Source organism: Ruegeria sp. BA2, from assembly GCF_056539605.1.
The window spans coordinates 18,245-41,656 of record NZ_JBQFVE010000021.1 but is presented as its reverse complement, the minus strand read 5'-3'; the positions used below and the strand labels follow the sequence as shown (position 1 = coordinate 41,656).

The window sequence follows — 23,412 nt, the reverse complement described above, 5'->3', positions numbered from 1 at the left end:
AAGACCCCACAATGTTCGCGAAAGGGAGGACTTACCGTGAAACAATTGAACAAAGCACTTCTGACGACAAGCGTGTTTTGCTTATGTGCCGCCGCAGCCGTTGCGGATGGGCACGGAAAGCTGCCGCTAAAGGAACTGCCGGGTATCGAGGATCGGGACTATTGGGTTCCGGGAGAAGTCAACGCCGATGGCAAGTTGGAAGCCTTGCAAGCCACCACGGGGGCTGAGGCTGTCAAATATGCGGGCACGCAGGAAGCGCCGTTGCAGATCGCGCTGATCTATCCCTCTGCTGATACCTCGGACTTCTGGGCGCGCAACTACCTTGCGATGACCAAACGTTTGGACGAGCTGGGCATCGACTATGAGACAACAGAGTTCGCAAGCCGCCAAATCGAACACAGCTTACAATCGACCTATGCAAACCAGGTTGTGCAGGATTCCGACCTGTACGATTTTGTCATCTTCGGACCGTCAGAGCTTGCCATTCAGGCCGACAATATCGACAAAATGGCCGGCAATGACGGGTTCGCCACATTTGTCTGGGCGTTCCATACTCCGCCCAAGGATCTCAAAAACCAGCCGGACGCGTGGTTCGATTTCAGCTCGGCCGCCGGGGCGCTGACCATGTGCGACTATATGCTGGAACGTCTGGGCAGCGATGTGACCATGGCGATGAACCGCGGAATTCCGGGGATCACCGACGACCAACGCTCGGGCGATTTCAAAGCCTGCGTTGAAGAAAAGGGGAACTGGAACACCGTGTACGAGCACTATGGTGAGTACCAGCGCGAAGGCGGTTTCGAGGGCACCAGCCTGATCCTGCAAGCCTATCCCGAAGCAACGATCATCCACAACGCCAACACGGCGATGGCCATGGGATCGGTCGAGGCGCAGGTTGCTGTTGGCAAGGAAAAGGATGTCTTCTCAACCGGTTGGGGCGGCACGGGCCTCGAGCTGGATGCAATCCGTCGGGGTGAGCTGGATGCAACCCCAATGCGCATGGGTGATGACGTAGGCGCGGCTACCGCCGAAGCAATCAAGGCACATATGGAAGGCCGTCAGGACGAGCTGCCCTTTGTCTTCCTTGGCCGGATTACGGTCGCCCATGACCAGATGAGCCCCGAAGAACTGGATGCGCTGGAACAAGAAGCGTTCCGGTTCTCGGGCGTTGGCGCGCTGGAGCGTTGAACGGGCTGGGCGGGGCAATCCCGCCCGAACCCAACCGGTTCAAACTGAATTGGGGATTGACGATTGCCAGTGCGGTTAATAGTGATGTGACCGGTCACATAAGACAAAAAAATGATGTGGAAAGGGATCCAAGATGGCGCAATCCATGATGCTGATCGAAAAATGCAGCCATTGCGTAAGCTGGTACGATATTGAAACAGGGGCCCGACAGGGCCGCTTGGATCTGCCGGATTTTCCCCATGAATTCGTGGTCGATGACGACTTTCACTATGCCTATGTCGGTCACTACGGTGTTCAGAATTCAGGCATCGACGGCACCGATGGCCGCTCGGTCATAGTGATTGATATCCGCAAGCAGGAAATCGTTCACACCTATGATCTGGGCGAGCACGCCCGCCCGCATGGGATCGGTCTAGACGGACAGGGCCGGCTTTATGTGCTTTCGGAATGGACCGGACATTTGCTGGTCAAGGAAAACCCGCGCGCCTTCGATCAGGGCTGGGATCACATCACCCCCACCGGCGGTACCAAATGCCATCTGTTTGCCCTGACCAAAGACGGGCATACGGCCTATTCGATGAACCTGACCTCGGGCGATGTGACGGTGTTCAACCCCTATGATGTATCCGTTGTTCCGATTTCGATAAAAACCGGGCAAAAGCCCGAAGGGCGTTGCCTGCGCGAAGAGGCGAACACGCTTTACACGTCTCAGCGCATTTCCAACACGGTGGCTGTAATCAACACGGGCACTTTAGAAATCGAGCGCAGCTTTCCGACGCCGGATGACCCATGCCGCATCTACTATGATGCGAAACGAAACCGCCTGGTCACGATGAACCACTTCGGCGGCTCTTTCTCTGTCTTTGACGAGGCAACAGGGGAAATGCTGCACGAACAGAAAACACCTGCGAACCCGCTGGCGCTGTGTATCGATGACGAGGCCGCATTCGCCTATATCGCCATTGATTGCGAACAGGTGCAGCAGTTCAACCTCGACACGTTCGAGGTGGTGCAGACCTTTGATACAGGCAAGGAACCGGATGTGATGGTGATCCTGCCCGACGGATTTTCGAAATATTGGGAGAACGCGGCATGACCAAGCCTCGTATCGCTATCGTGCCCGGCGACCCGTCGGGGATTGGGCCGGAACTGATTGCCAAACTGCTGAATCAGGAGGGCGTGCATGAGGCCGCAGATATTGTTCTGGTGGGTGACAGTCACCTCTGGCAGCGCGGCGCGGAACAGGCCGAACTGGATGTGCCGCTAAACACAGTGGATGCGGTGGCAGATCAACCGGGTCTGTCGCATCTTGAACTCGATACGATCGCATCCGAAGACGTGAAGATCGCAGAGGTCACCGTTGAGGGCGGAACCGCATCCCTTCGCTGTCTCGACCAAGCAATGGATCTGGCGATGGCCGGGCAGGTCGACGGCATCCTGTTTGGACCGTTCAACAAGGCCGCGATGACAGCGGCAGGCCTGAACGCCGAGGATGAACACCGTTATATGGCGCGCTATATGGGCCATGATGGATACCACTCGGAACTCAATGTTCTGGACGAGTTGATGACAACACGTGTCACCTCTCACATCGGTCTCAAAGATGTCGCTGCCAATATCACCGAAGACGGAATATTGAAGGCGGTCAATCTGGCCAATGACACGCTGCGAAAGGCCGGGAAAGCCCGCCCCAACATAGCCGTGGCGGCGCTGAACCCCCATGCAGGAGACAATGGCAAGTTTGGCCGGGAAGAGATCGACATCCTGGAGCCCGCCGTGCGCAAAGCACAACAGAAACAGTTGAACGTGACAGGGCCATGGCCCTCGGACACGGTGTTTCTGAAGGCACGGCGGGGCGAGGTCGATGCGGTTGTGACCATGTATCACGACCAGGGCCAGATCGCGATCAAGCTGATGGGGTTTGAGCGCGGCGTGACTGTTGCAGGTGGGCTGCCGATACCGGTGGCAACCCCGGCCCATGGCACCGCTTTTGATATCGCCGGACAGAACAAAGCCAATCCGGGCGCAACACGGCAGGCGTTCGACCTGTTGGTGCGCATGGCCAAGACACATCGCGCAGAACGCAGCGCGGACTGAGGAGACCAAGATGACCAAAATCAAATCCGTGCGCACCCGCGTCTGGAACTGGACCGGGCCGACTGTGCCGCCCACCGGCAATTTCTGCACCAACGCCTCGGATGTCCTTTGGGACAAGGGCGATGCAATGTCATCGTTCCGTTTCCACCAGTGGCTGACATGCGAGATCGAGACCGAAGACGGCACCATCGGTATCGGCAACGCCGCCCTTGCGCCCACGGTGGTCAAGAAGGCGATTGATGACTGGTTTGCACCCATGGTCATCGGCGAGGACCCGTTCGACTATGCCTATCTGTGGGAAAAGATGTATCGCCGCAGTCACGCCTGGGGCCGCAAGGGTATTGGCATGACGGCGATCTCGGCCGTGGATCTGGCGATCTGGGATTTGATGGGCAAGCTGGCGGGTAAACCCGTCTTCAAGCTGCTGGGCGGTCGCACCAAGGAAAAGATTCCGGTCTATTACTCCAAGCTCTATTCAAGCCCGATCGAGGCGATGCAGGCCGAGGCGGAAGAGGCCAAGAAAAACAACTATCCCGGATACAAGATGCGCTTTGGCTGGGGGCCAAAGGACGGCATGGCGGGCATGCGTGAAAACCTCAAACGCGTCGAGGCGGTGCGTGAGGTGATCGGCTACGATGTGGACCTTATGCTGGAATGCTACCAGGGCTGGAACCTCGACTACACCAAGCGGATGCTACCAAAGCTGGTCCAGTATGAACCGCGTTGGTTGGAGGAACCGGTCATTGCTGATGACGTTGAAGGGTACCGCGAACTCAACGCGATGAACATCGTGCCGATCTCGGGGGGTGAGCACGAGTTTTCGGTCATCGGCTGCAAGGACCTGATCGAGAAAAAAGCCGTCAGTGTCCTTCAATATGACACCAATCGCGTCGGAGGCATCACGGCGGCGCAAAAGATCAACGCCATTGCTGAGGCTTTTCAGGTGCCGGTCATCCCGCATGCGGGCCAGATGCATAACTACCATCTGACCATGGCCAACGCGAACTGTATGATCAGCGAATACTTCCCTGTCTTCGATGTCGAGGTTGGAAATGAGCTGTTCTACTACATCTTCGAAGGCGATCCGGATGCCGTAGACGGAATGCTGGACCTGGATGACAACAAGCCCGGTCTGGGAATCGAGATCACCGACAAGCACCTGAAACATTTCGAGATAACGGAGTAAACCATGACTTACACCGGTATCTGGCCCGTCGCGCCGACGCCATTCAATAATGACGGCTCGCTCGATCTTGAGGGGATGAAGCGCGTTCTGGATTGTCTGATCGATCAGGGCGCGGACGGGATTTGCGTTCTGGCCAACTTCTCGGAACAATTCCTTATTTCAGACCAAGAACGTGCAATCCTGACGCGGCTTAGCCTTGAGCATGTCGCCGGTCGCGTGCCGATGATCGTGACGATCAGCCATTTCGCAACACAGATCGCGGTGGAGCGGGCGAAATTCGCCAAGGATCTGGGCGCAGACATCGTGATGATGATGCCGCCCTATCATGGGGCGCTTCTGAAAGGGAACGCTCAGCAGACATTCGAACAGTTTGCAGCCGTGGGAGAGGTTGGCATTCCGATCATGGTGCAGGACGCTCCACTTTCGGGGGTCGATCTGCCGGTGCCGCTGCTGGTGCGCATGGCGCAAGAGATTGACATGGTGAAACTGTTCAAAATCGAATGCCCGCGCGCCGCAAACAAGTTGCGCGCGCTGATTGCGGAAGGCGGCGATGCCATCGAAGCACCCTTTGATGGTGAGGAAGGCATCACTCTGTTGGCTGATCTGGATGCAGGGGCCACGGGGTCGATGACATCGGGCATGATCGTTGACCAGATCAAGCCAGTGATCACGCATCACCGTGCGGGTCGCATTGACGAGGCAACGGCTGCCTACGGGCGTGTGGCGATGGTGATCAACCATGAAAACCGCCAATGCGGCTGGCAATCCTGCAAAGCCGCGATGGTCGAAGGCGGAGTCATCCGGTCTGAATTCTGCCGCCACCCGATTGACACGCTGCAACCGGCTATTCGAGACCGTTTGATAGACCTTTTGAAACCGTTGGACCCAATGGTCCTGAAATGGGGAAAATAAGATGATCCTTGGGCAAAACCTGATCGACGGCAAATGGGTCGCATCAAACAATTTGCGCGCATCAGACGATCTAGACGGACAAAGCTTTGCACAGGCAACAGCCGTTCAGGTGGACGAGGCCTGCCGCGCTGCGCGCCGCGATTTTCGTACCTATTCGGGTAAATCCAGAGCTGAGCGTGCCGCGTTCCTACGTACGATTGCGAACCAAATGGACGTGTTGGGGGGTGAAATCACCCAGACCGGTATGGCCGAAACCGGCCTACCCGAAGCGCGCCTTGTAGGTGAGCGTGGGCGCACAACCGGACAACTACGCATGTTCGCCGAACTGATTGAAGAAACCGGCTATCTTGATATCCGCAAAGACGGCGCATTACCTGACAGGGCGCCACTCCCCCGTCCTGATTTGCGCCTGACGCACAAAGCCATCGGCCCTGTGGCCGTCTTTGGTGCGTCAAACTTCCCGCTCGCCTTCTCAACGGCGGGCGGGGATACGGCCTCGGCCTTGGCTGCAGGCTGTCCAGTCATCGTCAAAGGGCACAGCGCTCACGCCGGTACCGCCGAGTTGGTGGCACAGGCTATCGCAAAAGCGATAGAGATCTGCGCTATGCCCCCAGGTACGTTTCAAATTGTACAAGGTTCCGGCCGGGAGGTCGGCTCGGCCCTTGTTCAGCATCCTGAGATTCGGGCGGTTGGTTTCACTGGGTCTCTGGCCGGTGGACGTGCCCTTTATAATCTATGCCATGCGCGCCCGCAGCCCATCCCATTCTATGGTGAGCTGGGTTCGGTCAATCCAATGTTCTGCCTGCCTGCCGCGATGGCTGCGCGCGCTGCTGAGATCGGGGCAGGGTGGGCCGCGTCCCTGACAATGGGCGCGGGTCAATTCTGCACCAACCCCGGTGTCGCTGTCATGCTGGCCGGGCCTGAGTCTGATACGCTGGAATCGGCCTGTGTGGCCGCGCTGAATGATACGGCTGAACAGAAGATGCTGACAGACGGTATCCACGAGGCTTTCGAACAAGGCGTTCGCGAGTTCCGCGACCTGATGGTCGAGGTTACGTCTTGTGGGGCGGCAACCGGAAAACGAGCGGCCGTTCCGGCGCTGTTCAAGGTCAGCGCCAAGGAATGGATGGCAAATCCAAAGCTGCAGCACGAAGTCTTTGGGGCGGCGGGTATACTCGTTCGCTGTGACGACATTGACGAGTTGCGGGTGGTTGCTGAGTGCATTGAGGGTCAGCTGACCTTGACCTTGCACCTAGATGATGCAGACGCAGAACTTGCCAGCAACCTGATGCCGGTGCTGGAAGAAAAGGCAGGCCGTTTGCTTGCTAATGGTTTCCCCACGGGGGTCGAGGTGTGTTCCGCGATGATGCATGGCGGGCCTTATCCGGCAAGCACAGATGTTCGCGCCACGTCGGTTGGTACCCTGGGGATCGTTCGCTGGCTGCGGCCTGTAAGCTATCAGAATATGCCTGTGGTGCTTCTGCCCAGCGAATTGCAGGGCTGACGTTCTGAGATTGTGACCGGGAACAAGGTGGTCTAACTTCTGCCCAAAGGCGGTAGTTGCATGACGAACAAGATTCCTGGTCGCACACATGTCACCATGCGAGATGTCGCCAAAGCGGCAGGCGTTTCGCGGATGACGGTCAGTCGGGCACTGAAGAAAAACAGCCCTATTTCCAAAGAAACCCGAGACCATATCCTGCAAGTTGTTAAGCAGATGAATTATGTGCCTGACCAGATGGCGGGTTCTCTGACGACAAAGAAATCCGGCTTTGTGGCGGTGCTTTTGCCCTCTTTGAACAACTTGCACTTCGCGTTGACGGTTCAAAGCCTGACGGAAGAGCTGGAAAAGGTGGGTCTTCAACTGCTGCTGGGGCACACGGACTATTCGGCGGAGCGCGAAGAGCAGTTGGTTGAAACCATGTTGCGCCGCCGCCCTGAGGCGATCGTGTTATCTTATGATGGCCATACACAGCGCACGCTTGATTTGCTGGCCGACGTATCGGTGCCCATCGTGGAAATCTGGGAAAAACCGAAACATCCCATTGCGCACACGGTGGGTTTTTCGAACTCCAAAGCCGCTTATGACATGACGACGGCGCTGATTGAGCGCGGCTTCAAGAATATCGTTTTTCTTGGCGAGGGGCAGGATGACTGGACCCGAGGCGCGGCCCGCCGGGATGGTTTCGAGCAGGCCATGCGCAGTGCCGGTTTGAACGCCGACGCTCAGATCATGTTGGGTACACCGCCGCTTACTATCGAAAATGGTGCTGCGGCCGTTGACGTTATTCTCGAGCAATATCCACAGGTGGAATGCGTATTTTGCGTATCTGACATGGCGGCCTTTGGTGTTCAGAGCCGCCTTTTGCAAATTGGTAAATCCGTGCCAGAGGATATCTCTGTCGTTGGGTTCGGAAATTTTGAGGTCTCGCGGTTCAGTTCCCCTTCAATTTCCACCGTTGTTGTTGATCCGACCGAGATCGGGCGGCAAACCGGCAAGCTTATTTCGCGCCTTTTGGGCGACGAAGAAAGCCCAACAGATTCGCCTTGTCACTTAACGCTGACACCGCGCGTCGAGTTTCGCGAAAGCTGCAAGCCTATTTAGTTTTCTAAACCTTTGATAAGGATAAGTATAATTTACTATGTGACCGGTCACATAACTGATATTGTGACCGGTAACAAAGAGTGGAGGAACAATGCCCCGGATACGGTTGGAAGGCCTCGTGAAGCGGTACGGGGACTTTGAGGTTCTGCATGGAATTGACCTCGAGATGGAGGAGAATGAGTTCACGGTCTTTGTCGGGCCGTCCGGCTGCGGTAAGTCCACGACACTTCGCATGATCGCCGGGCTTGAGACGGTCTCGGACGGTGAGATTTTCATTGATGAAAAACCAGTCAGCCACCTTGAGCCCAAGGCTCGTGATCTGGCAATGGTGTTTCAGGACTATGCGCTCTATCCGCATCTCGACGCAGCGCGGAACATGTCCTTCGCATTGCGGCTGCAGAAAGTTCCAAAGGCCGAGATTGACAGGAAGGTGGGCGAGGTCGCTAAGATGCTGGGCCTCACCGACTACCTGCATCGCAAGCCGGGCGAGTTGTCAGGGGGACAACGCCAGCGAGTTGCGATGGGGCGCGCCCTGACGCGCGACAGCAGCACCTTTCTGTTCGACGAGCCGCTGTCCAATCTGGACGCCAAACTGCGCGGGCAGATGCGGGCTGAACTGGCGCTAATGCGTCAACAGGTACAGAAAAACATGATCTACGTCACCCACGATCAGATTGAGGCGATGACTCTCGCCGACAGGATCGTGGTGATGCATGGCGGGTACATTCAGCAGCAAGGCACACCGGAAGAACTGTATAAGCGCCCAGCCAACAAGTTTGTCGCCGGGTTCCTCGGATCGCCCCCAATGAACTTTCTGGATGCAACGGCCGAAAATCGAAGTGGCCAGTTATTTGTAACCGGGGCAGGCTTCGCCATCGGTCTCAGTCAGGAACGTCAGAAAACCCTGTCGAGCGCTGACCTGAGCGACGTCATCCTTGGTGTCCGACCTTCTGACCTTAGCTACAACCAGGATGCCCCGGAAGCCGCCAGTTTGGACCTGAAGGTTGTCGTGTCGGAATACATCGGCGCGCAGTCGGTTCTGATCTGCGACTGCGCAGGTCAGAAAGTCGAGGTCGAACTCAAATCAGACACGCCCATCGCTATGGGTGAAACTCTTCGGTTCGAAGTCAACGCAGGCGCAATTCATCTCTTTGATCGCGAGACGGAGGTCGCCCTGTAACAGCGGCCCAAGACCAGCATGGGAGGAGCAAATGCTGAACTTACTCAAACAAACCGGTGCGGGCGTCGCGGCCCTGACACTTACAGCCGGGTTGGCCATCGCCAATCCCTACGAACCCTACGAAGGCACAACTTTGGTTGTTAACTTCCCAGCCCATCCGCATTTTGATGCGGTCATGCAGGTGCTACCGAAATTCACGGAAGAAACCGGAATTCGCGTGGAAGTCGACCAGCTTCAATACCTGAAAATGCGCGAGAAGCAGACACTGGAACTGACCAAAAACAAAGGTGATTATGACCTGATCGCCTATGTGGTGTTTTCCAAGGCTGACTATGTCTATGCCGACCAGTTGGAAAACCTTGCGAAGTACTTCATGAATCCCGCGCTCGCAGATCCGGCCTATGACGCGGATGATCTGATTGATGGCTATGTCGGCAATATTGGTGTCGCGGGCGGCAGCAAAGGATATCTGCCGGGACCTACTGGGTCGCTGTTCGGCATCCCGTTCGGATCAGAGACATCAATCCTTGGGTACCGTAAAGACATCTTCGAAAAGCATGGGCTTGAGGTTCCTGAAACCTACGACGAGTTGCTGGAACTGGCGTGCAAAATACCCGAGCTGGAACCCGGCATGGGTGGCTTGGCATCGCGCGCGGCTTCGGGGCATCACGCATCGCACGCCTACCTGTTGCACTTGGCTCCGTTGGGCGGTCGCATCTTCGACGAGAACTGGAACCCGATTATGAACAACGCTGAAGGGGTCAAAGCCGCCGAAGCGTTGAAGACAATTGTCGATTGTGGTGCAGAGGGGGCCGAGACATTCGGCTTTGCCGAAGCAGGCGCATCTTTCCTGCAGGGCAACTCAGCGATGTTCCTCGACTCCACCGTCTTTGCCGGTCAGGTGAACAACCCCGAGAAATCAAAGGTTGTGGGCCAAATCGGCTGGGCTCCGCATCCTGAAGGCGCGCGCCGTGGCAGCCAGACCGGTGGGTTTGGCATTGGTATCCCGACAAACGCCCAGAACAAGGATGCTGCTTTTCTGCTGATGCAGTGGCTGACTTCGAAAGAGGCGGACAAGGCCATCGCGATTGCCGGAGGCAACCCGTCCCGGTTCTCGACGCACTCCGATCCGGATGTATTGGCCGAGCAGCCGCATCTTGAGGTGTTTGGCGAGGCGCTGAAACATGCTGATCCCGACTGGCGTCCGATCATCCCGGTGTGGGGTAAGATCAATGCTGATCTGGGGACAACGCTCAGCCAGGTTTTGACCGAAGATCTGGATATTCAAACAGCGCTGGATGGTGTGGCTGAACGCAGCAAAGCGATCATGGATGACGCTGGCTACTACACCTGGCAGCAATAGGTTCTCCCCCGGAGGTGGTGCCTGTGGTTTTGCTCGGGCGCTGCCTCCCAAGACGATACTCCAACAAGTCAAAGGGCCGCAGTCATGAGCGCTGTCGCACGGGCCAACCGGCTCACCCCATATCTATTTCTTGCGCCTGCAGCGATCGTGCTGGTCTTCGCGTTGCTTTATCCGATCGGGTACATGATCTACGCCAGTTTCCTCGACTGGAGCCCCAGCCAGCGCATTGGTCAGGCCGAGTTTGTTGGACTAAAGAACTACATAAATCTTCTACATGACAGTGCGTTCCACGAAAGCTTCTGGGTCACGATCAAGTTTGCCTTCATCGTGGTGACGCTGGAAATGGCTCTGGGCGTTGGTCTGGCTTTGTTGCTGGACCGGAACATTCGTGGGATGTCCATGCTGCGGACTGTTTTCATTCTTCCTATGATGATCGCCCCCACCGTGGTCGGCCTGATGTGGCGCTATATGTATCACCCGACGGTCGGCATCTTTAACCGCACGATTAAAAACCTGGGGTTTGACGAGGGTATTCCCTGGCTGTCGGACAGCACGTGGTCATTTATTGCTGTTGTAATTGCCGATGTCTGGCAGTGGACACCCTTTATTTTCATTCTCGCTCTGGCGGCCATGCAGTCACTGCCGCGGTCCGCATTGGAAGCTGCCGAGATCGACGGCGCAAGCGAGTGGCAGAAGATCACCATGATCAAGATACCGCTGATGATGCCGGTTTTGATCGTGACCCTGCTATTGCGGCTGATCGATGCGTTCAAAGTGCTCGAGGTCATTCTGGTTCTGACCAATGGCGGCCCCGGCCTGTCCACCGAGATCATCGCTTTGCGCATCTTCCGCACCGCTCAGGAGTTTCAGGAACTGGGTGAGGCTGCAGCGATGTCGAATGTCCTGTTGCTGATGCTGATGGGGCTGACCGTGGGGATGTTCATGTACACCAAGGTTCAAGAGGCGCGGGCCGCCAGAATGCGTGCCGCTGCCGAACAAACGGAAAGCTGAAGATCATGGCTATTCAGACCGAAAAACAAAACCCGGCTTTCTATGCTTTGCTGGCAGCGCTGGTTGTCATGTCAGCAGGGCCGATCCTTTTGATGCTGGCGACGTCCTTCAAAATGAATGTCGACATATATGATGAAAGCGTGTCGGCCTTTTTCTTCACACCAACGATCAGGAACTATGAAACGGTCTTGTGCGACGTGCTGTGGTACAACCCGGATCACGTGCAATACTGCGATCCAACCTTCGGGCGCGCTCTGCGCAATTCTCTGATCGTGGCGACAATCTCCACAGGTATTACCCTTCTGATTGGTTGTATGGCGGCATATGCGCTGGTCCGGTTTCGCTTTATGGGCCGTGGTACGGTTTCGGTGACAACACTGATGATGCGGATGGTTCCGCCAGCTGTGTTGCTGGTGCCGGTGTTTGGCATCTGGACGTTTCAGTACCACCTCGATCAATCCTATGCCGGGATCATTCTGGTCTACACAGCGATGAACCTGCCCTTTGTGATCTGGATATTACAGAGCTTCATCGTACAGGTTCCCATACAGTTGGAAGAAGCCGCGCGCATGGATGGTGCCAACCCGTTTCAGGTATTCTATCTGGTTGTTCTGCCAATCATCAAACCCGGCCTTGCGGCGGCGGCGATCTTCACCTTCCGCATCGCCTGGAACGAGTTCCTTTTGGCCAATGCTCTGCTTGGCAGATCGACACGGACCGTACCTGTCACCATCGTGAACTCGATCACTGAATATGACATTGACTGGGGTGTGATCATGGCCACGGGCATGTTGCTGGCCGTACCGCCTATCATTTTCACATTTGTGGCTTCGCGGCAGATCATCACCGGTATGACAGCGGGTGCGGTGAAGGGCTGATGATCGAGTGGCTGTTTTCACCTATCGATCCAACGCGAGGACATGAAGTCAATGTTCTCGTGTCCTGGCACGCGCGATCTATGGTGATCGCTTGGGGTGTGATCTGCCCAGCGGCGGTATTGGCTGCACGTTATTTCAAAATCATGCCGGGTCAGAACTGGCCGCACGAGCTCGACAATCGGTTCTGGTGGCTATGCCATTGGAAAGGGCAGACCTTTGCCTTTCTGTTGTCGCTCGTCGGTTTGGGGCTCATCCTCGCTAACACCGGAGAGCGCCCAGATGCTTGGCTGCATAGGGCATTGAGCTATACGGTTCTTGGGCTTGGAACAGCGCAGATTGTTTTGGGTGTTTTCCGAGGCAGCAAAGGGGGCCCCACGGCACCCGCAAGCGATGGCAGCTTATCCGGTGATCACTATGACATGACAGAGTGGCGGGTCGCGTTTGAGAACATTCACCGCGTGTTGGGATATCTTGCGCTGCTTCTGGCGGCACTCGCGATCCTCAGCGGCCTTTGGTCGTCAAACGCACCGCGCTGGATGTGGATTGTGATCAACGGATATTGGCTTGCTTTGATTGCAGTCGCCTTTTTCTTGCAACGCTCTGGCCGGGCCCATGATACATATCAGGCGATCTGGGGGCCGGACCCATCATTGCCAGGTAATAGAAGACCAAAAATGGGATGGGGTACTGTCCGGCCCGGCGACCAATTGGAATACCCCTCACGCGAAGGAGCAGAATAGTGTTTGGCGTTTTGGAAGGCACCGGGTTTGAGGTCATCGAAAAAGAGTTTGAAAGCTGTTTCATCGGGCATGCCCGCGTTGAAAGGCTTTGGACAGGTGCGCGCTGGACGGAAGGACCTGCCTGGTTTGCTGCTGGCCGCTATCTTGTGTGGTCTGATATTCCCAACAATCGGATGATGCGTTGGGATGATACGGATGATTCGGTGTCTGTGTTCCGTGAGCCAGCGAACAACTCAAATGGCCATACGGTTGATTGGCAGGGGCGTTTGGTTTCGTGCGAGCATTTGACCCGTCGGGTGACCCGCACAGAACATGATGGATCGATCACCGTTCTAGCAGATGCATGGGAAGGCAAGCGGCTCAATTCTCCGAATGACGTCGTTGTTAGATCAGATGGCTCAATCTGGTTCACCGATCCGTCTTACGGGATCATGATGGACTATGAAGGAGAGCGTGCCGAAAGCGAGATTGGTGCTTGTCATGTTTTTCGTGTCGATCCCGACACAAGAAAGGTGACAGCGGTCGCGACGGATTTTGTGAAACCAAACGGTCTGGCCTTTTCAAGTGACGGCGAGACGCTTTTTGTGGCCGATACCGGTGGTACGCATACACCGGGTGGTCCTGCGCATATCCGAAAGTTCTCGGTTAGCGATGATGGGAAAGCCCTCTCCGGAGGCAATGTTATTGCCGAATGTACAAACGGGTTTTTTGACGGGTTCCGGCTGGACCGCGATGGCCGCATTTGGAGCTCAGCCGCTGACGGCGTGCACTGCATAAATTCGCAAGGTGCCTTGATCGGGAAAGTGCATATTCCTGAGATTGTCTCGAATGTCTGCTTTGGTGGCGCGAAGCTCAATCGGCTCTTTGTAACGGCGACCAGCTCGCTCTATTCGGTTTTCCTGAATGTGAATGGAGGAAGGTAAACTCCGGCAAAGCAATGCTACGGTATTTGGTAGCCAAGTTTACGGTTCGAATGCTGAATTGCAATGGAAGTCTATTGAGTCGCAAATGGCAAATCTTGTGCGCTAATGAATAGTTGAGTGATTTAAAATCAAAGTCTTATCTGTCCTCGAATGGCAAAACTATGTGTCGCCCAACACCCTGTATGTGGCGACAAATAGTTTTGCCTTTTGCGACAGAACTTTTCCTTTGCGCCGCATAGCTTTGCCTTCTGCCAAATGGTTGTGTTGAGCATGTTTCCTCATAAAAACTGGTTTTGAGCGAAGCCCTTCAGGGCGCTCGTCTCCAAAACCTGCTCCCGGCGAGGGTTGGGGGGTTAGCAAGTGCAATACAATTCGACAGGGTGGTGCGGCCCACAGGAGTTCGCCGAGGACACGGCCCTATCTAATTGGATTGCGGGCGTGGGGGGGCGACGTCCCCTAGCTATGATGTTCTGCGGGTCGGGCGAAACCGGTCATTCGCTGCGAGAGCAAACAGGTCTTTACAAGTAATAGAAAGCTGCCATTCAAGTCAGAGTTCTACGCAGTCAATTAGCTGCGAGGGCGTGACAGTAAAATCCCTTGTTTCACTAACGGATCAGTTCCCATTTTACATTCAATGAAATGTTCATTTTTTGACAAAACTGTAGCAATTTCATCATCTCTAACCACAGACAGTTTGAACGTCGACAATACGATAGTAAGATCAGGACCGTTCTCTCCAGAAAGCGCTCAATGTGTCTCGGCTCAAACTCGAACATCTACAGACGTTTCTTGCTGTTGTACGCTTCGGCAGCGTCAGCAAGGCGGCGGAAGTGCTTAACCTGACGCAGCCTGCCGTGACTACGCGCATCAAGTCGCTGGAAGACGCCTTGGGGACGTCGTTGTTCGAACGTGAAAGCGCCGGGATGCGCCTGACCAAACGTGGGGATATGCTGGTCCACTATGCCGAGCAATTTCAGCACCTTTCCGATCTGGTCGAAGAGCACGTTGTGGACACGAGTGCCGTTGACAGGTTGATCCGCCTTGGCGTGTCCGAAACCATCGCACAAAGCTGGTTGCCCGAATTCGTCGGCGCGTTGCGCGCAAATTACCCCTCTCTCAAGATCGAGATCAGCGTCGACATTTCATTGAACCTACGGGATCAGTTGCTGGGGCGCGAAATTGACCTGGGTATCCTGCTCGGGCCGGTCTCAGATTACACGGTCGACAACGTTGTGTTGCCGGATGTGCCGCTGGCATGGTTTCAGGCTGCGGGTAAACCTGTTGGTCAAAACGTCGATCTGGCTGACATTCCTATCGCGACTTATGGCAAGAACACTCGGCCGTACCGGGAATTGAGGGCCGCTCTGTTCGAACGATTCGGTTCCGGAATCTCCCTGTTCCCGTCCTCCTCATTGTCATCTTGTTTTCGGATGGTTGAGGCTGGGCTATGCGTAGGCGCCCTACCGATCTCGTTGGCAAAAAAGCTGGTGCAAGAGGGAAAACTGGTCGAATTCAACCCGGGATGGGTTCCCGAACCCCTTCAATTTTCTGCGTCTTATCTGGGTGATCCACGCAACCATCTGCTTGAAGCTGCAGCGGGTATCGCCAAGGAAATAGCGCTTCAACAATCATAAAAATTTTTTATGTAGAAGCCAAAAATAATACAATTTGATTTTATGTCTCGGTCACACGAACGTATTCCAAATGAGGGAGGCGTCGTGATGAACGATCTGTTTGAGCCACTAAAATCTGCGCCAACAGAGGCTGTGCGCGCGCAGATCAGGTCACAGGCCTATCGCGGGCACACTGCCGGTTTGGGCGGAAATACCCTGCAGGCCAACCTGGCGATTTTGCCCGAACCTTACGCGTTGGATTTCATGCGCTACTGCCAGCGAAATCCAAAACCCTGTCCGATTGTTGGTGTTTCCGACACAGGTAATCCGAACATGGATACCTTGGGTAGTGATATCGATATCCGCACCGATACTCCGGCCTATTACATTTACCGCGATGGCATTCACACCGACACGGTTCATGATCTTGAGAACCTGTGGCGTGATGATTTTGTGGCTTTCGCATTGGGGTGCTCGTTTACCTTCGAACATGCATTGCAACAGGCCAAAGTACCGCTCTGGCACATCGAAAACGACCACACTGTGCCAATGTTCGCGACCAGCATCCAGACGATAAAATCCGGTCCGTTCGAGGGACCCATGGTCGTCAGTATGCGGGCGATCCCTAATGCAAGGGTCGACGAGGTTGTCGAAATCTCGCGCAAGTTTCCTTTGGCGCACGGCGGTCCGGTGCATTGGGGCGATCCTGCGATCATTGGGATCGCCAACATTAGCAGCCCCGATTGGGGTGATCCGGCTCCGGTCCCGGACGGAACCACGCCAATGTTCTGGGCTTGTGGCGTCACACCTCAGGCTGCGATCAAGAATGCCAAACCTTCAATCGCGATCACACACAAGCCGGGTCACATGCTGATCACCGACATCGCTGATGACGCCGAAACACCAATCTACCAATCAAGATGATGCAACAGGAGAGAAACCAGATGAAGAAACTCGCAACAACACTCGGCGTGCTCGCTGTTTCAGCAACCGCTGCAATCGCCGACGGTCCCGTGGTTCTGAATGCAGTTGGAACTTGGTCCAGCCTCACGAATTACCAGAAACACGAAGAGCCTTTCTTTAACCAGAGGCTCAACGAGGCATCAGGTGGAGAAATAGTCGGAAAGATCCAATCGCAATCCGGTTTGGGGCTAAAAGGCTTCGAGATCATGCGCATGGTCAAGAACGGCGTCTTTGACTTTGCATTCGGGTTGCCTGGCTACGTCGCAGCTGAAAATGCGATCTTCGAAGGTGCAGATTTGTCTACCCTGACACAGGATATCGACACTCAACGAAAGGTGGCCGATGCCTATTTCGACACACTGTCCGCGGCGTTCGAAGAAATCTACAATGCCAAGCTGTTGATGCTGTACCCGTTCCCAAGCCAAACCTTGTGGTGCAACGCCGAAGTGAACGGGATTGCCGATCTGGAAGGCAAGAAAATCCGTGTCTATTCGACGACCTTGGGTGATTTTGTAGAGGGCGTCGGGGGCACATCCGTGACCGTCGCCTTTTCCGAGGTTATCCCGGCACTGGAGAAAGGTGTCGTCGACTGTGCGATTACGGGGACGATGTCAGCCTATACAGCCAAGTGGAACCAGGTCGCCACCCACGCTTATACCTTGCGTGTCGGCTGGGGCCTGGCATTTGGGGCCATGAACCTGGACAAATGGAACAGCCTGCCGCCCGAACAACAGGCTCTTTTGGAAACCGAACTCGCAGTGCTGACGGACTCCATGTGGGCAGAGACTGCAACCGAAGATGATATTGCAATATCCTGCATCACTGGCGGCACATGTGAAATCGGAGAAGCCGGATCAATGACGCTCGTCGAACCCACGGCAGACGATCTCTCCGCGCGGGACAAGATCGCGACCGATGTCGTGCTGGCCCGTTGGGCGGAACGTTGCGGCACTGATTGCGCCGCAAATTGGAATGAAACCGTTGGCCCGATCCTTGGCCTGAAAGCCGAAGCCAAGTAGTCCGGCCTATCCAGTGGGGCGGTCAGACCCCCGCCGCCCCGCTACAAAACATCAGGTAATCAAAATGTTAGACAAGTTCTTAGGCGGCGCGCAAAGGCTGAGCCTTTGGATGACTTGGCTGGGTGGTACACTTATCGTGTTTTCGGCCTTCCTCATCACTCTCGAAGTTTTTCTGCGTAAAGTTTTCAACATCTCTCTTGGAGGAGCGGACGAAATCTCGGGCTATGCCTTCGGTGTGGCAACCGCGTTGGCGCTGTCTTTTGCGCTGTTTGAACGCGCACATATCCGAGTTGACGCCCTGCTTGGAGCAATTCCCAAAGCGCTGCACCCATTTATCAACCTGTTTGGCCTGGTGCTTTTGACAGGGTTTGCCTTGGTCATCGTTGTGATGGTGTGCGGAATGTTGGCCGATACGCTGGCTAACGGTTCCCGATCAATTACGCCGATGCGCGTTCCGCTGGCCATTCCCCAGATACCTTGGCTCTTGGGTTGGATGTTCTTTGTCGGCTCAGGCGTTCTGATCGCTCTGGCCGCGATCAGACAGTACTTCCGAGGCGATCTGGCCGCAGTACAGGACTTGATCGGCGTGAAATCCCTGGACGAACAAATAGAAGACGAGACGGTATAGACCGATGCTGATCAAGACACTTCTAATCCTTCTTGCCCTCATCGGTCTGGCAGTTCCTATCGCCGCTTCGTTGGGTTGGCTGGGCCTGATCCTGCAATGGACTGACAGCCCGATGCCGCTGCACCGCGCGATATCGGACATGGCATGGCAGACCAGCACGGACTTTCTGCTGGTGGCAATCCCGATGTTCGTAATGATGGGAGAAATCCTTTTGCGCGCTGGCATCACCGAACGGATGTACGACGGTATCGTGAAATGGCTTGGTTGGTTGCCAGGTGGGTTGATGCACTCCAACATCGGATCCTCGGCTCTGTTTGCGGCCACGTCTGGGTCATCCGTGGCCACTGCCGCCACCATCGGAACGGTGGCTGTGCCACAGATCAAAAAACGGGGTTACAACGAACGGCTGTTTCTTGGCACGGTGGCTGCAGGTGGAACGCTAGGCATTCTGATCCCGCCATCGATCAACCTGATCTTGTATGGGTTGTTGACCAATACATCGGTGCCAGAACTGTATCTGGCTGGCTTCCTGCCCGGATTTCTGCTGGCACTGCTGTTCATGGCAACCGTCGTTGTGGCATGCATGATCAGGCCGGAATGGGGCGGTGACCAGTTACGCCACAGCTGGGCAGAGCGGCTTGCCGCACTTCCCGCACTGATCCCCCCTCTTGGCATCTTCATGGTGGTCGTCGGCTCCATTTATGCGGGTCTGGCTACGCCAACCGAAGCCGCAGCTCTGGGGGTTGTTGCCTCGATGGCGCTTGCGGCGTTCAACGGCAAGATGTCGATGGAAACCATGCGTCACGCAATCGAAGGTACGATGCGCACGACCGCCATGATCATGCTGATCATCATCGCCGCTGTGTTCCTGAACTTTGTCCTTTCGATCATCGGCCTAACCCAGGCTCTGACCGATTTCGTCACGGGGCTGGGCTGGAGCCCCATGCAAACCATGTTGATGATCGTCGCGGTGCTGATCCTGATCGGCTGTTTCATGGAGACGCTGTCCATGCTGTTGACCATGGCGCCGCTGGTTACCCCGATCGTTGTGGCGCTGGGTTTTGATCCGGTGTGGTTTGGCATCTTGTTGATGGTACTTCTGGAAACCGCTCTGATCACGCCGCCCATTGGGATCAACCTTTATGTGGTGCAAGGGATCAGGAAAGCAGGACCGATGATGGATGTGATCCGCGGCGCATTGCCATTTGTTGTCACCATGTTCGTCATGCTCGGGCTTCTGCTGGTCTTCCCGAAGCTCGCAACCTGGTTGCCTTCACTAGTGTACTAAACCGTCAAGGCACCTTCCCCCTTCATGAAATTCAATGCCGGTTTGGCCGGCAAACAGAGGAGTTATGTCCATGTGGCAGTTTTGGGTTGATCGCGGTGGCACATTCACCGACATCGTTGCGCGCAAGCCGGACGGGAGTTTGCAGACACATAAATTGCTGTCCGAAAATCCCGAACGCTATGCTGACGCCGCCGTGCAAGGTGTGCGTGAAACGCTGGGTCTGAAAAGCGATCAGGATATCCCGAAAGGGTCAATTCGTGCGGTAAAGATGGGAACCACGGTTGCGACCAACGCGCTGCTGGAACGCAAAGGCGACCGAACTATACTGTTCATAACCAAGGGGCTGCGTGATCTTCTGCGGATCGGATACCAGAACCGACCGCGCCTGTTTGATCTGAATATTCAGTTGCCCGAACTTTTGTACGAAGACGTTGCCGAAGTCGAAGAACGCGTCGCGGCGGACGGCGAGGTCGTAACACCGCTGAATGTCGACAATACAAAAGCCGCACTAGAAAAGGCCTATTCGGAAGGCTACCGATCAGTCGCTGTAGCACTGATGCACAGCTTCCAGCATCCCAATCATGAAAAACAAATCGGTGAGCTGGCAAGTGCCGTTGGGTTCCCGCAAATCTCGCTCAGCCACGAAGTCAGCCCGCTGATCAAACTGGTGGGCCGCGGAGATACGGCGGTTGTAGACGCCTACCTGTCTCCCATTCTTCGTCGATATGTAGAGCAGGTAGCGACAGCCCTAGGTGCAGATGAGGGCGGCTGCGATCAACTGATGTTCATGCAATCCAACGGAGGATTGACCGATGCGGAACTGTTCCAAGGTCGTGATGCAATCTTGTCCGGCCCGGCGGGCGGTGTCGTTGGAATGGTACGCACCGCTGCCGATCATGGCTTTGACAAACTGATCGGTTTCGACATGGGCGGTACGTCTACGGACGTGTGTCACTATGCCGGTGAATATGAACGATCCTTTGAAACCGAGGTTGCCGGCGTCAGGATGCGCGCGCCGATGATGTCGATCCATACGGTTGCTGCAGGCGGCGGATCTATCCTGTCCTTTCGCGATGGCAGGATGCAGGTCGGGCCGGAAAGTGCCGGCGCCAACCCCGGACCTGCTGCGTATAGACGCGGCGGCCCGCTGACCGTCACCGACTGCAATGTTTTGCTTGGCAAACTGCAGCCCGAGCATTTCCCTTCGGTTTTCGGCCATGAAGGCAACAAACCGTTGGACAAGGAAATTGTGCGCAGAAAATTTGAAGCTCTGGCGGCGGAAATGGGCACGGATAAATCAGTTGAGGAACTTGCCCAGGGCTTCTTGCGGATCGCTGTTGAGAACATGGCGAACGCGATCAAAAAAATCAGTGTGCAACGCGGTTACGACGTTACCAAATATACCATGAATTGCTTTGGCGGTGCCGGGGGACAGCACGCCTGCCTGGTCGCCGACGCGTTGGGGATGGAACGGATTTTCATTCACCCTTATGCAGGCGTTTTGTCAGCTTTTGGTATGGGTTTGGCGGACATTACAGCGATCCGGGAACACCAGTTCCAGTCCTCTGTTCTGGATCCAGAGGCACAGAATATCTGCGATGCTCTGGCGAAGTCCGCCAGGGCTGAGGTTGCGGCTCAGGGCGTGGCAGAGGTAGATATCTCGATCTCAGCAACTGCCCATATCCGCCCCGCGGATGCGCAGCAAAGTCTGTCGGTGCCATTTTCGGACCCGGTTTCGATGCGCGACGCATTTGTCGTTGCGCACAAGCAGCGCTTTGGATTCGCGCCGGATACCAGCGATCTGATCATCGAAATGCTGGTGACAGAGGCTATTGGAAAGACGGGTGAGCAGGTCACCTTGCCCGATTGTGACGCAACCAATGCCGTTCGGATTCCGGTGACGCTTTATTGCAGCGGCCACCACCAACAGGTTCCCCTCATCGATCGGACGCAGCTTGGCATTGGTCAATCGATCAAAGGCCCGGCGATCTTGACCGAACCCACCGGAACAAATGTCGTCGAAGACGGCTGGACCGCTACCTGCCTGACCGGTGGCAACCTTGTCCTGACGCGTGAAACACCGCTGCAACGGATTGAGGCGGTTGGCACAAATGTCGATCCGGTCATGCTGGAAGTGTTTAACAACCTGTTCATGTCTATCGCCGAACAGATGGGGGCAACGCTCGCGAATACGGCGTATTCTGTGAATATCAAAGAACGGTACGACTTTTCCTGCGCGATATTTGACCAAAACGGTGATCTGGTCGCCAACGCACCGCATGTGCCCGTGCACTTGGGCTCGATGTCGGAAAGTGTTCGTACGATCCTACGTCAAAACAAGGGCAAAATCCGTCCTGGCGATGTGTTCATGATGAACAACCCCTATAATGGCGGCACCCACCTTCCCGACGTTACCGTCATAACCCCGGTTTTTGACGAAGCAGGTGGTAATATTGTGTTCACCGTCGCCTCGCGCGGCCATCACGCTGATATCGGAGGTAAAACTCCTGGGTCGGCTCCACCCGATAGTCGCCACATAGAAGAAGAAGGCGTGTTGATCGACAATTTCTTGCTGGTCGATCAGGGTGAGTTGCAAGACGATGTGGCGCGCGATCTGTTGGCGTCGGGGCGTTACCCATGTCGCAATGTCGATCAGAACATGGCGGATCTTGCTGCACAGATTGCGGCGAATGAAACCGGAGCAGCCGAACTGCGCAAAATATCGGAACAGTTTGGTCTGCCGACGGTCCACGCTTACATGAGGCATGTGCAGGACAACGCTGAGGAAAGCGTGCGACAGGTTCTCGACGTCTTGCGAGATTGCAGCTTTTCCTACCCATTGGACGGAGGCGCAAACATCGAAGTTGCAATTTCGGTAGACAGGGCGTCTCGATCCGCCACCATCGATTTTTCGGGCACATCCGACCAATCGCCGCTCAACTACAATGCGCCACTGGCGATTTGCCGTGCCGTTATCTTGTACGTGTTCCGAACGTTGGTCGGCAGCGATATCCCGATGAACGAAGGTTGTATGAAACCTCTGAATCTGATTGTTCCCGCGGGAACGATGATCAATCCCAACGCGCCCGCGGCTGTCATTTCCGGCAATACGGAAGTCGCGCAAGCCATTGCGGACACCCTTTATGGCGCACTTGGGGTTGTTGCAGGCAGCCAGGGCACGATGAACAACTTTGTCTACGGCAATGCCACCTATCAAAATTACGAAACCATCTGCGGAGGGACCGGAGCTGGCAAGGGCTTTGACGGTACGAGCGCAGTACACAGCCACATGACAAACACCCGTATGACGGACCCGGAGGTACTGGAAAGCCGGTTCCCGGTGCGGTTGGAGGAGTTTTCGATCCGCTCTGGTTCGGGCGGGAACGGTGAGTTTCAAGGTGGCGATGGTATCCGCAGGCGGTTGCGGTTCTTGGAAGAAACAACCGTGACCGTCCTTTCGTCCCACCGGGATACCCATCCACACGGTGCCTCTGGCGGCGCCCCGGGCGCGACGGGACAGAACGCAATTGTCCGTTGCAGTGGGTTGATCCAAGAGCTTAGCGGTAACGACCAGTCAGTACTGTTTCCGGGAGATGTTTTCGTAATGGAGACGCCAGGCGGAGGTGGCTTCGGCCAACCAGACAAAATGGTATGATTTGGAGATACATGATGAAATAGGGATTGTTGTGGCAAAAGGGTGCTCTTGACTTGCTCGGGATGTGGCGAAAACGCTTTTTTTGACAGGAAAAACAGTTGAGGTCAGCTTCATCCAGAGACGCTGGCCCTCTGCCAATCGGCTATTGCTAGTGTTATGAACG

General features: G+C 55.5%; 19 protein-coding genes. All 19 read left to right on the top strand.

Features of this window, described 5'->3' with window-relative positions:
* Positions 1-36: 36 nt before the first annotated feature.
* Positions 37-1,188, top strand: a complete 1,152-nt coding sequence (locus ACR0NN_RS24100) for a substrate-binding domain-containing protein (protein WP_170727846.1) — start codon at positions 37-39, stop codon at positions 1,186-1,188.
* Positions 1,189-1,321: 133 nt separating this feature from the next.
* A complete protein-coding gene (locus ACR0NN_RS24095) occupies positions 1,322-2,284 on the top strand; it encodes a YncE family protein (RefSeq protein WP_170727848.1) in 963 nt (320 codons plus the stop codon).
* Complete coding sequence (locus tag ACR0NN_RS24090) at positions 2,281-3,285, top strand: 4-hydroxythreonine-4-phosphate dehydrogenase PdxA (protein ID WP_170727853.1); 1,005 nt, start codon at positions 2,281-2,283, stop codon at positions 3,283-3,285. The genes ACR0NN_RS24095 and ACR0NN_RS24090 overlap by 4 nt, the downstream gene beginning before the upstream one ends.
* Before the next feature lie 10 nt (positions 3,286-3,295).
* Complete coding sequence (locus tag ACR0NN_RS24085; protein ID WP_170727856.1) at positions 3,296-4,471, top strand: L-rhamnonate dehydratase; 1,176 nt, start codon at positions 3,296-3,298, stop codon at positions 4,469-4,471.
* A 3-nt stretch (positions 4,472-4,474) separates the two neighbouring features.
* Positions 4,475-5,383, top strand: coding sequence for a dihydrodipicolinate synthase family protein (locus ACR0NN_RS24080; RefSeq protein WP_170727858.1), 909 nt, complete (start codon positions 4,475-4,477; stop codon positions 5,381-5,383).
* A 1-nt stretch (position 5,384) separates the two neighbouring features.
* The gene (locus tag ACR0NN_RS24075; protein ID WP_170727862.1) at positions 5,385-6,887 is read left to right on the top strand and encodes an aldehyde dehydrogenase (NADP(+)); all 1,503 of its coding nucleotides are present in this window, start codon (positions 5,385-5,387) and stop codon (positions 6,885-6,887) included.
* A gap of 60 nt (positions 6,888-6,947) precedes the next feature.
* Positions 6,948-7,988, top strand: a complete 1,041-nt coding sequence (locus tag ACR0NN_RS24070; RefSeq protein ID WP_170727864.1) for a LacI family DNA-binding transcriptional regulator — start codon at positions 6,948-6,950, stop codon at positions 7,986-7,988.
* A 91-nt stretch (positions 7,989-8,079) separates the two neighbouring features.
* A complete protein-coding gene (locus ACR0NN_RS24065) occupies positions 8,080-9,168 on the top strand; it encodes an ABC transporter ATP-binding protein (protein WP_480685738.1) in 1,089 nt (362 codons plus the stop codon).
* A gap of 31 nt (positions 9,169-9,199) precedes the next feature.
* Complete coding sequence (locus ACR0NN_RS24060) at positions 9,200-10,531, top strand: ABC transporter substrate-binding protein (protein WP_170727868.1); 1,332 nt, start codon at positions 9,200-9,202, stop codon at positions 10,529-10,531.
* Positions 10,532-10,615: 84 nt separating this feature from the next.
* Positions 10,616-11,542, top strand: coding sequence for a carbohydrate ABC transporter permease (locus ACR0NN_RS24055; RefSeq protein ID WP_170727871.1), 927 nt, complete (start codon positions 10,616-10,618; stop codon positions 11,540-11,542).
* A 5-nt stretch (positions 11,543-11,547) separates the two neighbouring features.
* On the top strand, positions 11,548-12,420 hold the full coding sequence (locus ACR0NN_RS24050) for a carbohydrate ABC transporter permease (RefSeq protein WP_170727874.1): 873 nt from the start codon (positions 11,548-11,550) through the stop codon (positions 12,418-12,420).
* Complete coding sequence (locus ACR0NN_RS24045) at positions 12,420-13,160, top strand: cytochrome b561 domain-containing protein (RefSeq protein WP_170727877.1); 741 nt, start codon at positions 12,420-12,422, stop codon at positions 13,158-13,160. Before ACR0NN_RS24050 ends, ACR0NN_RS24045 begins: the two co-directional genes overlap by 1 nt.
* Positions 13,160-14,083 carry an SMP-30/gluconolactonase/LRE family protein gene (locus tag ACR0NN_RS24040; protein WP_170727879.1) on the top strand — a complete coding sequence of 308 codons (924 nt, stop codon included), beginning with the start codon at positions 13,160-13,162 and terminating at the stop codon, positions 14,081-14,083. The genes ACR0NN_RS24045 and ACR0NN_RS24040 overlap by 1 nt, the downstream gene beginning before the upstream one ends.
* A gap of 752 nt (positions 14,084-14,835) precedes the next feature.
* Positions 14,836-15,717 carry a LysR family transcriptional regulator gene (locus ACR0NN_RS24035; RefSeq protein ID WP_170727882.1) on the top strand — a complete coding sequence of 294 codons (882 nt, stop codon included), beginning with the start codon at positions 14,836-14,838 and terminating at the stop codon, positions 15,715-15,717.
* 87 nt (positions 15,718-15,804) lie between these two features.
* Complete coding sequence (locus ACR0NN_RS24030) at positions 15,805-16,620, top strand: putative hydro-lyase (RefSeq protein WP_170727884.1); 816 nt, start codon at positions 15,805-15,807, stop codon at positions 16,618-16,620.
* 20 nt (positions 16,621-16,640) lie between these two features.
* Positions 16,641-17,678: a TRAP transporter substrate-binding protein gene (locus ACR0NN_RS24025; protein WP_170727886.1), complete on the top strand. Its 1,038-nt coding sequence runs from the start codon at positions 16,641-16,643 to the stop codon at positions 17,676-17,678.
* A 64-nt stretch (positions 17,679-17,742) separates the two neighbouring features.
* Positions 17,743-18,306, top strand: coding sequence for a TRAP transporter small permease subunit (locus tag ACR0NN_RS24020; RefSeq protein WP_480685734.1), 564 nt, complete (start codon positions 17,743-17,745; stop codon positions 18,304-18,306).
* Between the two features lie 4 nt (positions 18,307-18,310).
* Positions 18,311-19,594: a TRAP transporter large permease gene (locus tag ACR0NN_RS24015; RefSeq protein WP_010441863.1), complete on the top strand. Its 1,284-nt coding sequence runs from the start codon at positions 18,311-18,313 to the stop codon at positions 19,592-19,594.
* 70 nt (positions 19,595-19,664) lie between these two features.
* Positions 19,665-23,249 carry a hydantoinase B/oxoprolinase family protein gene (locus tag ACR0NN_RS24010; RefSeq protein WP_170727889.1) on the top strand — a complete coding sequence of 1,195 codons (3,585 nt, stop codon included), beginning with the start codon at positions 19,665-19,667 and terminating at the stop codon, positions 23,247-23,249.
* Positions 23,250-23,412 lie beyond the last annotated feature (163 nt).

Coding starts and splice junctions, on each gene's coding strand:
- ACR0NN_RS24095 (WP_170727848.1), top strand. CDS start 1,322: ATGGCGCAATCCATGATGCTGATCGAAAAATGCAGCCATTGCGTAAGC.
- ACR0NN_RS24090 (WP_170727853.1), top strand. CDS start 2,281: ATGACCAAGCCTCGTATCGCTATCGTGCCCGGCGACCCGTCGGGGATT.
- ACR0NN_RS24085 (WP_170727856.1), top strand. CDS start 3,296: ATGACCAAAATCAAATCCGTGCGCACCCGCGTCTGGAACTGGACCGGG.
- ACR0NN_RS24080 (WP_170727858.1), top strand. CDS start 4,475: ATGACTTACACCGGTATCTGGCCCGTCGCGCCGACGCCATTCAATAAT.
- ACR0NN_RS24075 (WP_170727862.1), top strand. CDS start 5,385: ATGATCCTTGGGCAAAACCTGATCGACGGCAAATGGGTCGCATCAAAC.
- ACR0NN_RS24070 (WP_170727864.1), top strand. CDS start 6,948: ATGACGAACAAGATTCCTGGTCGCACACATGTCACCATGCGAGATGTC.
- ACR0NN_RS24065 (WP_480685738.1), top strand. CDS start 8,080: ATGCCCCGGATACGGTTGGAAGGCCTCGTGAAGCGGTACGGGGACTTT.
- ACR0NN_RS24060 (WP_170727868.1), top strand. CDS start 9,200: ATGCTGAACTTACTCAAACAAACCGGTGCGGGCGTCGCGGCCCTGACA.
- ACR0NN_RS24055 (WP_170727871.1), top strand. CDS start 10,616: ATGAGCGCTGTCGCACGGGCCAACCGGCTCACCCCATATCTATTTCTT.
- ACR0NN_RS24050 (WP_170727874.1), top strand. CDS start 11,548: ATGGCTATTCAGACCGAAAAACAAAACCCGGCTTTCTATGCTTTGCTG.
- ACR0NN_RS24045 (WP_170727877.1), top strand. CDS start 12,420: ATGATCGAGTGGCTGTTTTCACCTATCGATCCAACGCGAGGACATGAA.
- ACR0NN_RS24030 (WP_170727884.1), top strand. CDS start 15,805: ATGAACGATCTGTTTGAGCCACTAAAATCTGCGCCAACAGAGGCTGTG.
- ACR0NN_RS24025 (WP_170727886.1), top strand. CDS start 16,641: ATGAAGAAACTCGCAACAACACTCGGCGTGCTCGCTGTTTCAGCAACC.
- ACR0NN_RS24020 (WP_480685734.1), top strand. CDS start 17,743: ATGTTAGACAAGTTCTTAGGCGGCGCGCAAAGGCTGAGCCTTTGGATG.
- ACR0NN_RS24015 (WP_010441863.1), top strand. CDS start 18,311: ATGCTGATCAAGACACTTCTAATCCTTCTTGCCCTCATCGGTCTGGCA.
- ACR0NN_RS24010 (WP_170727889.1), top strand. CDS start 19,665: ATGTGGCAGTTTTGGGTTGATCGCGGTGGCACATTCACCGACATCGTT.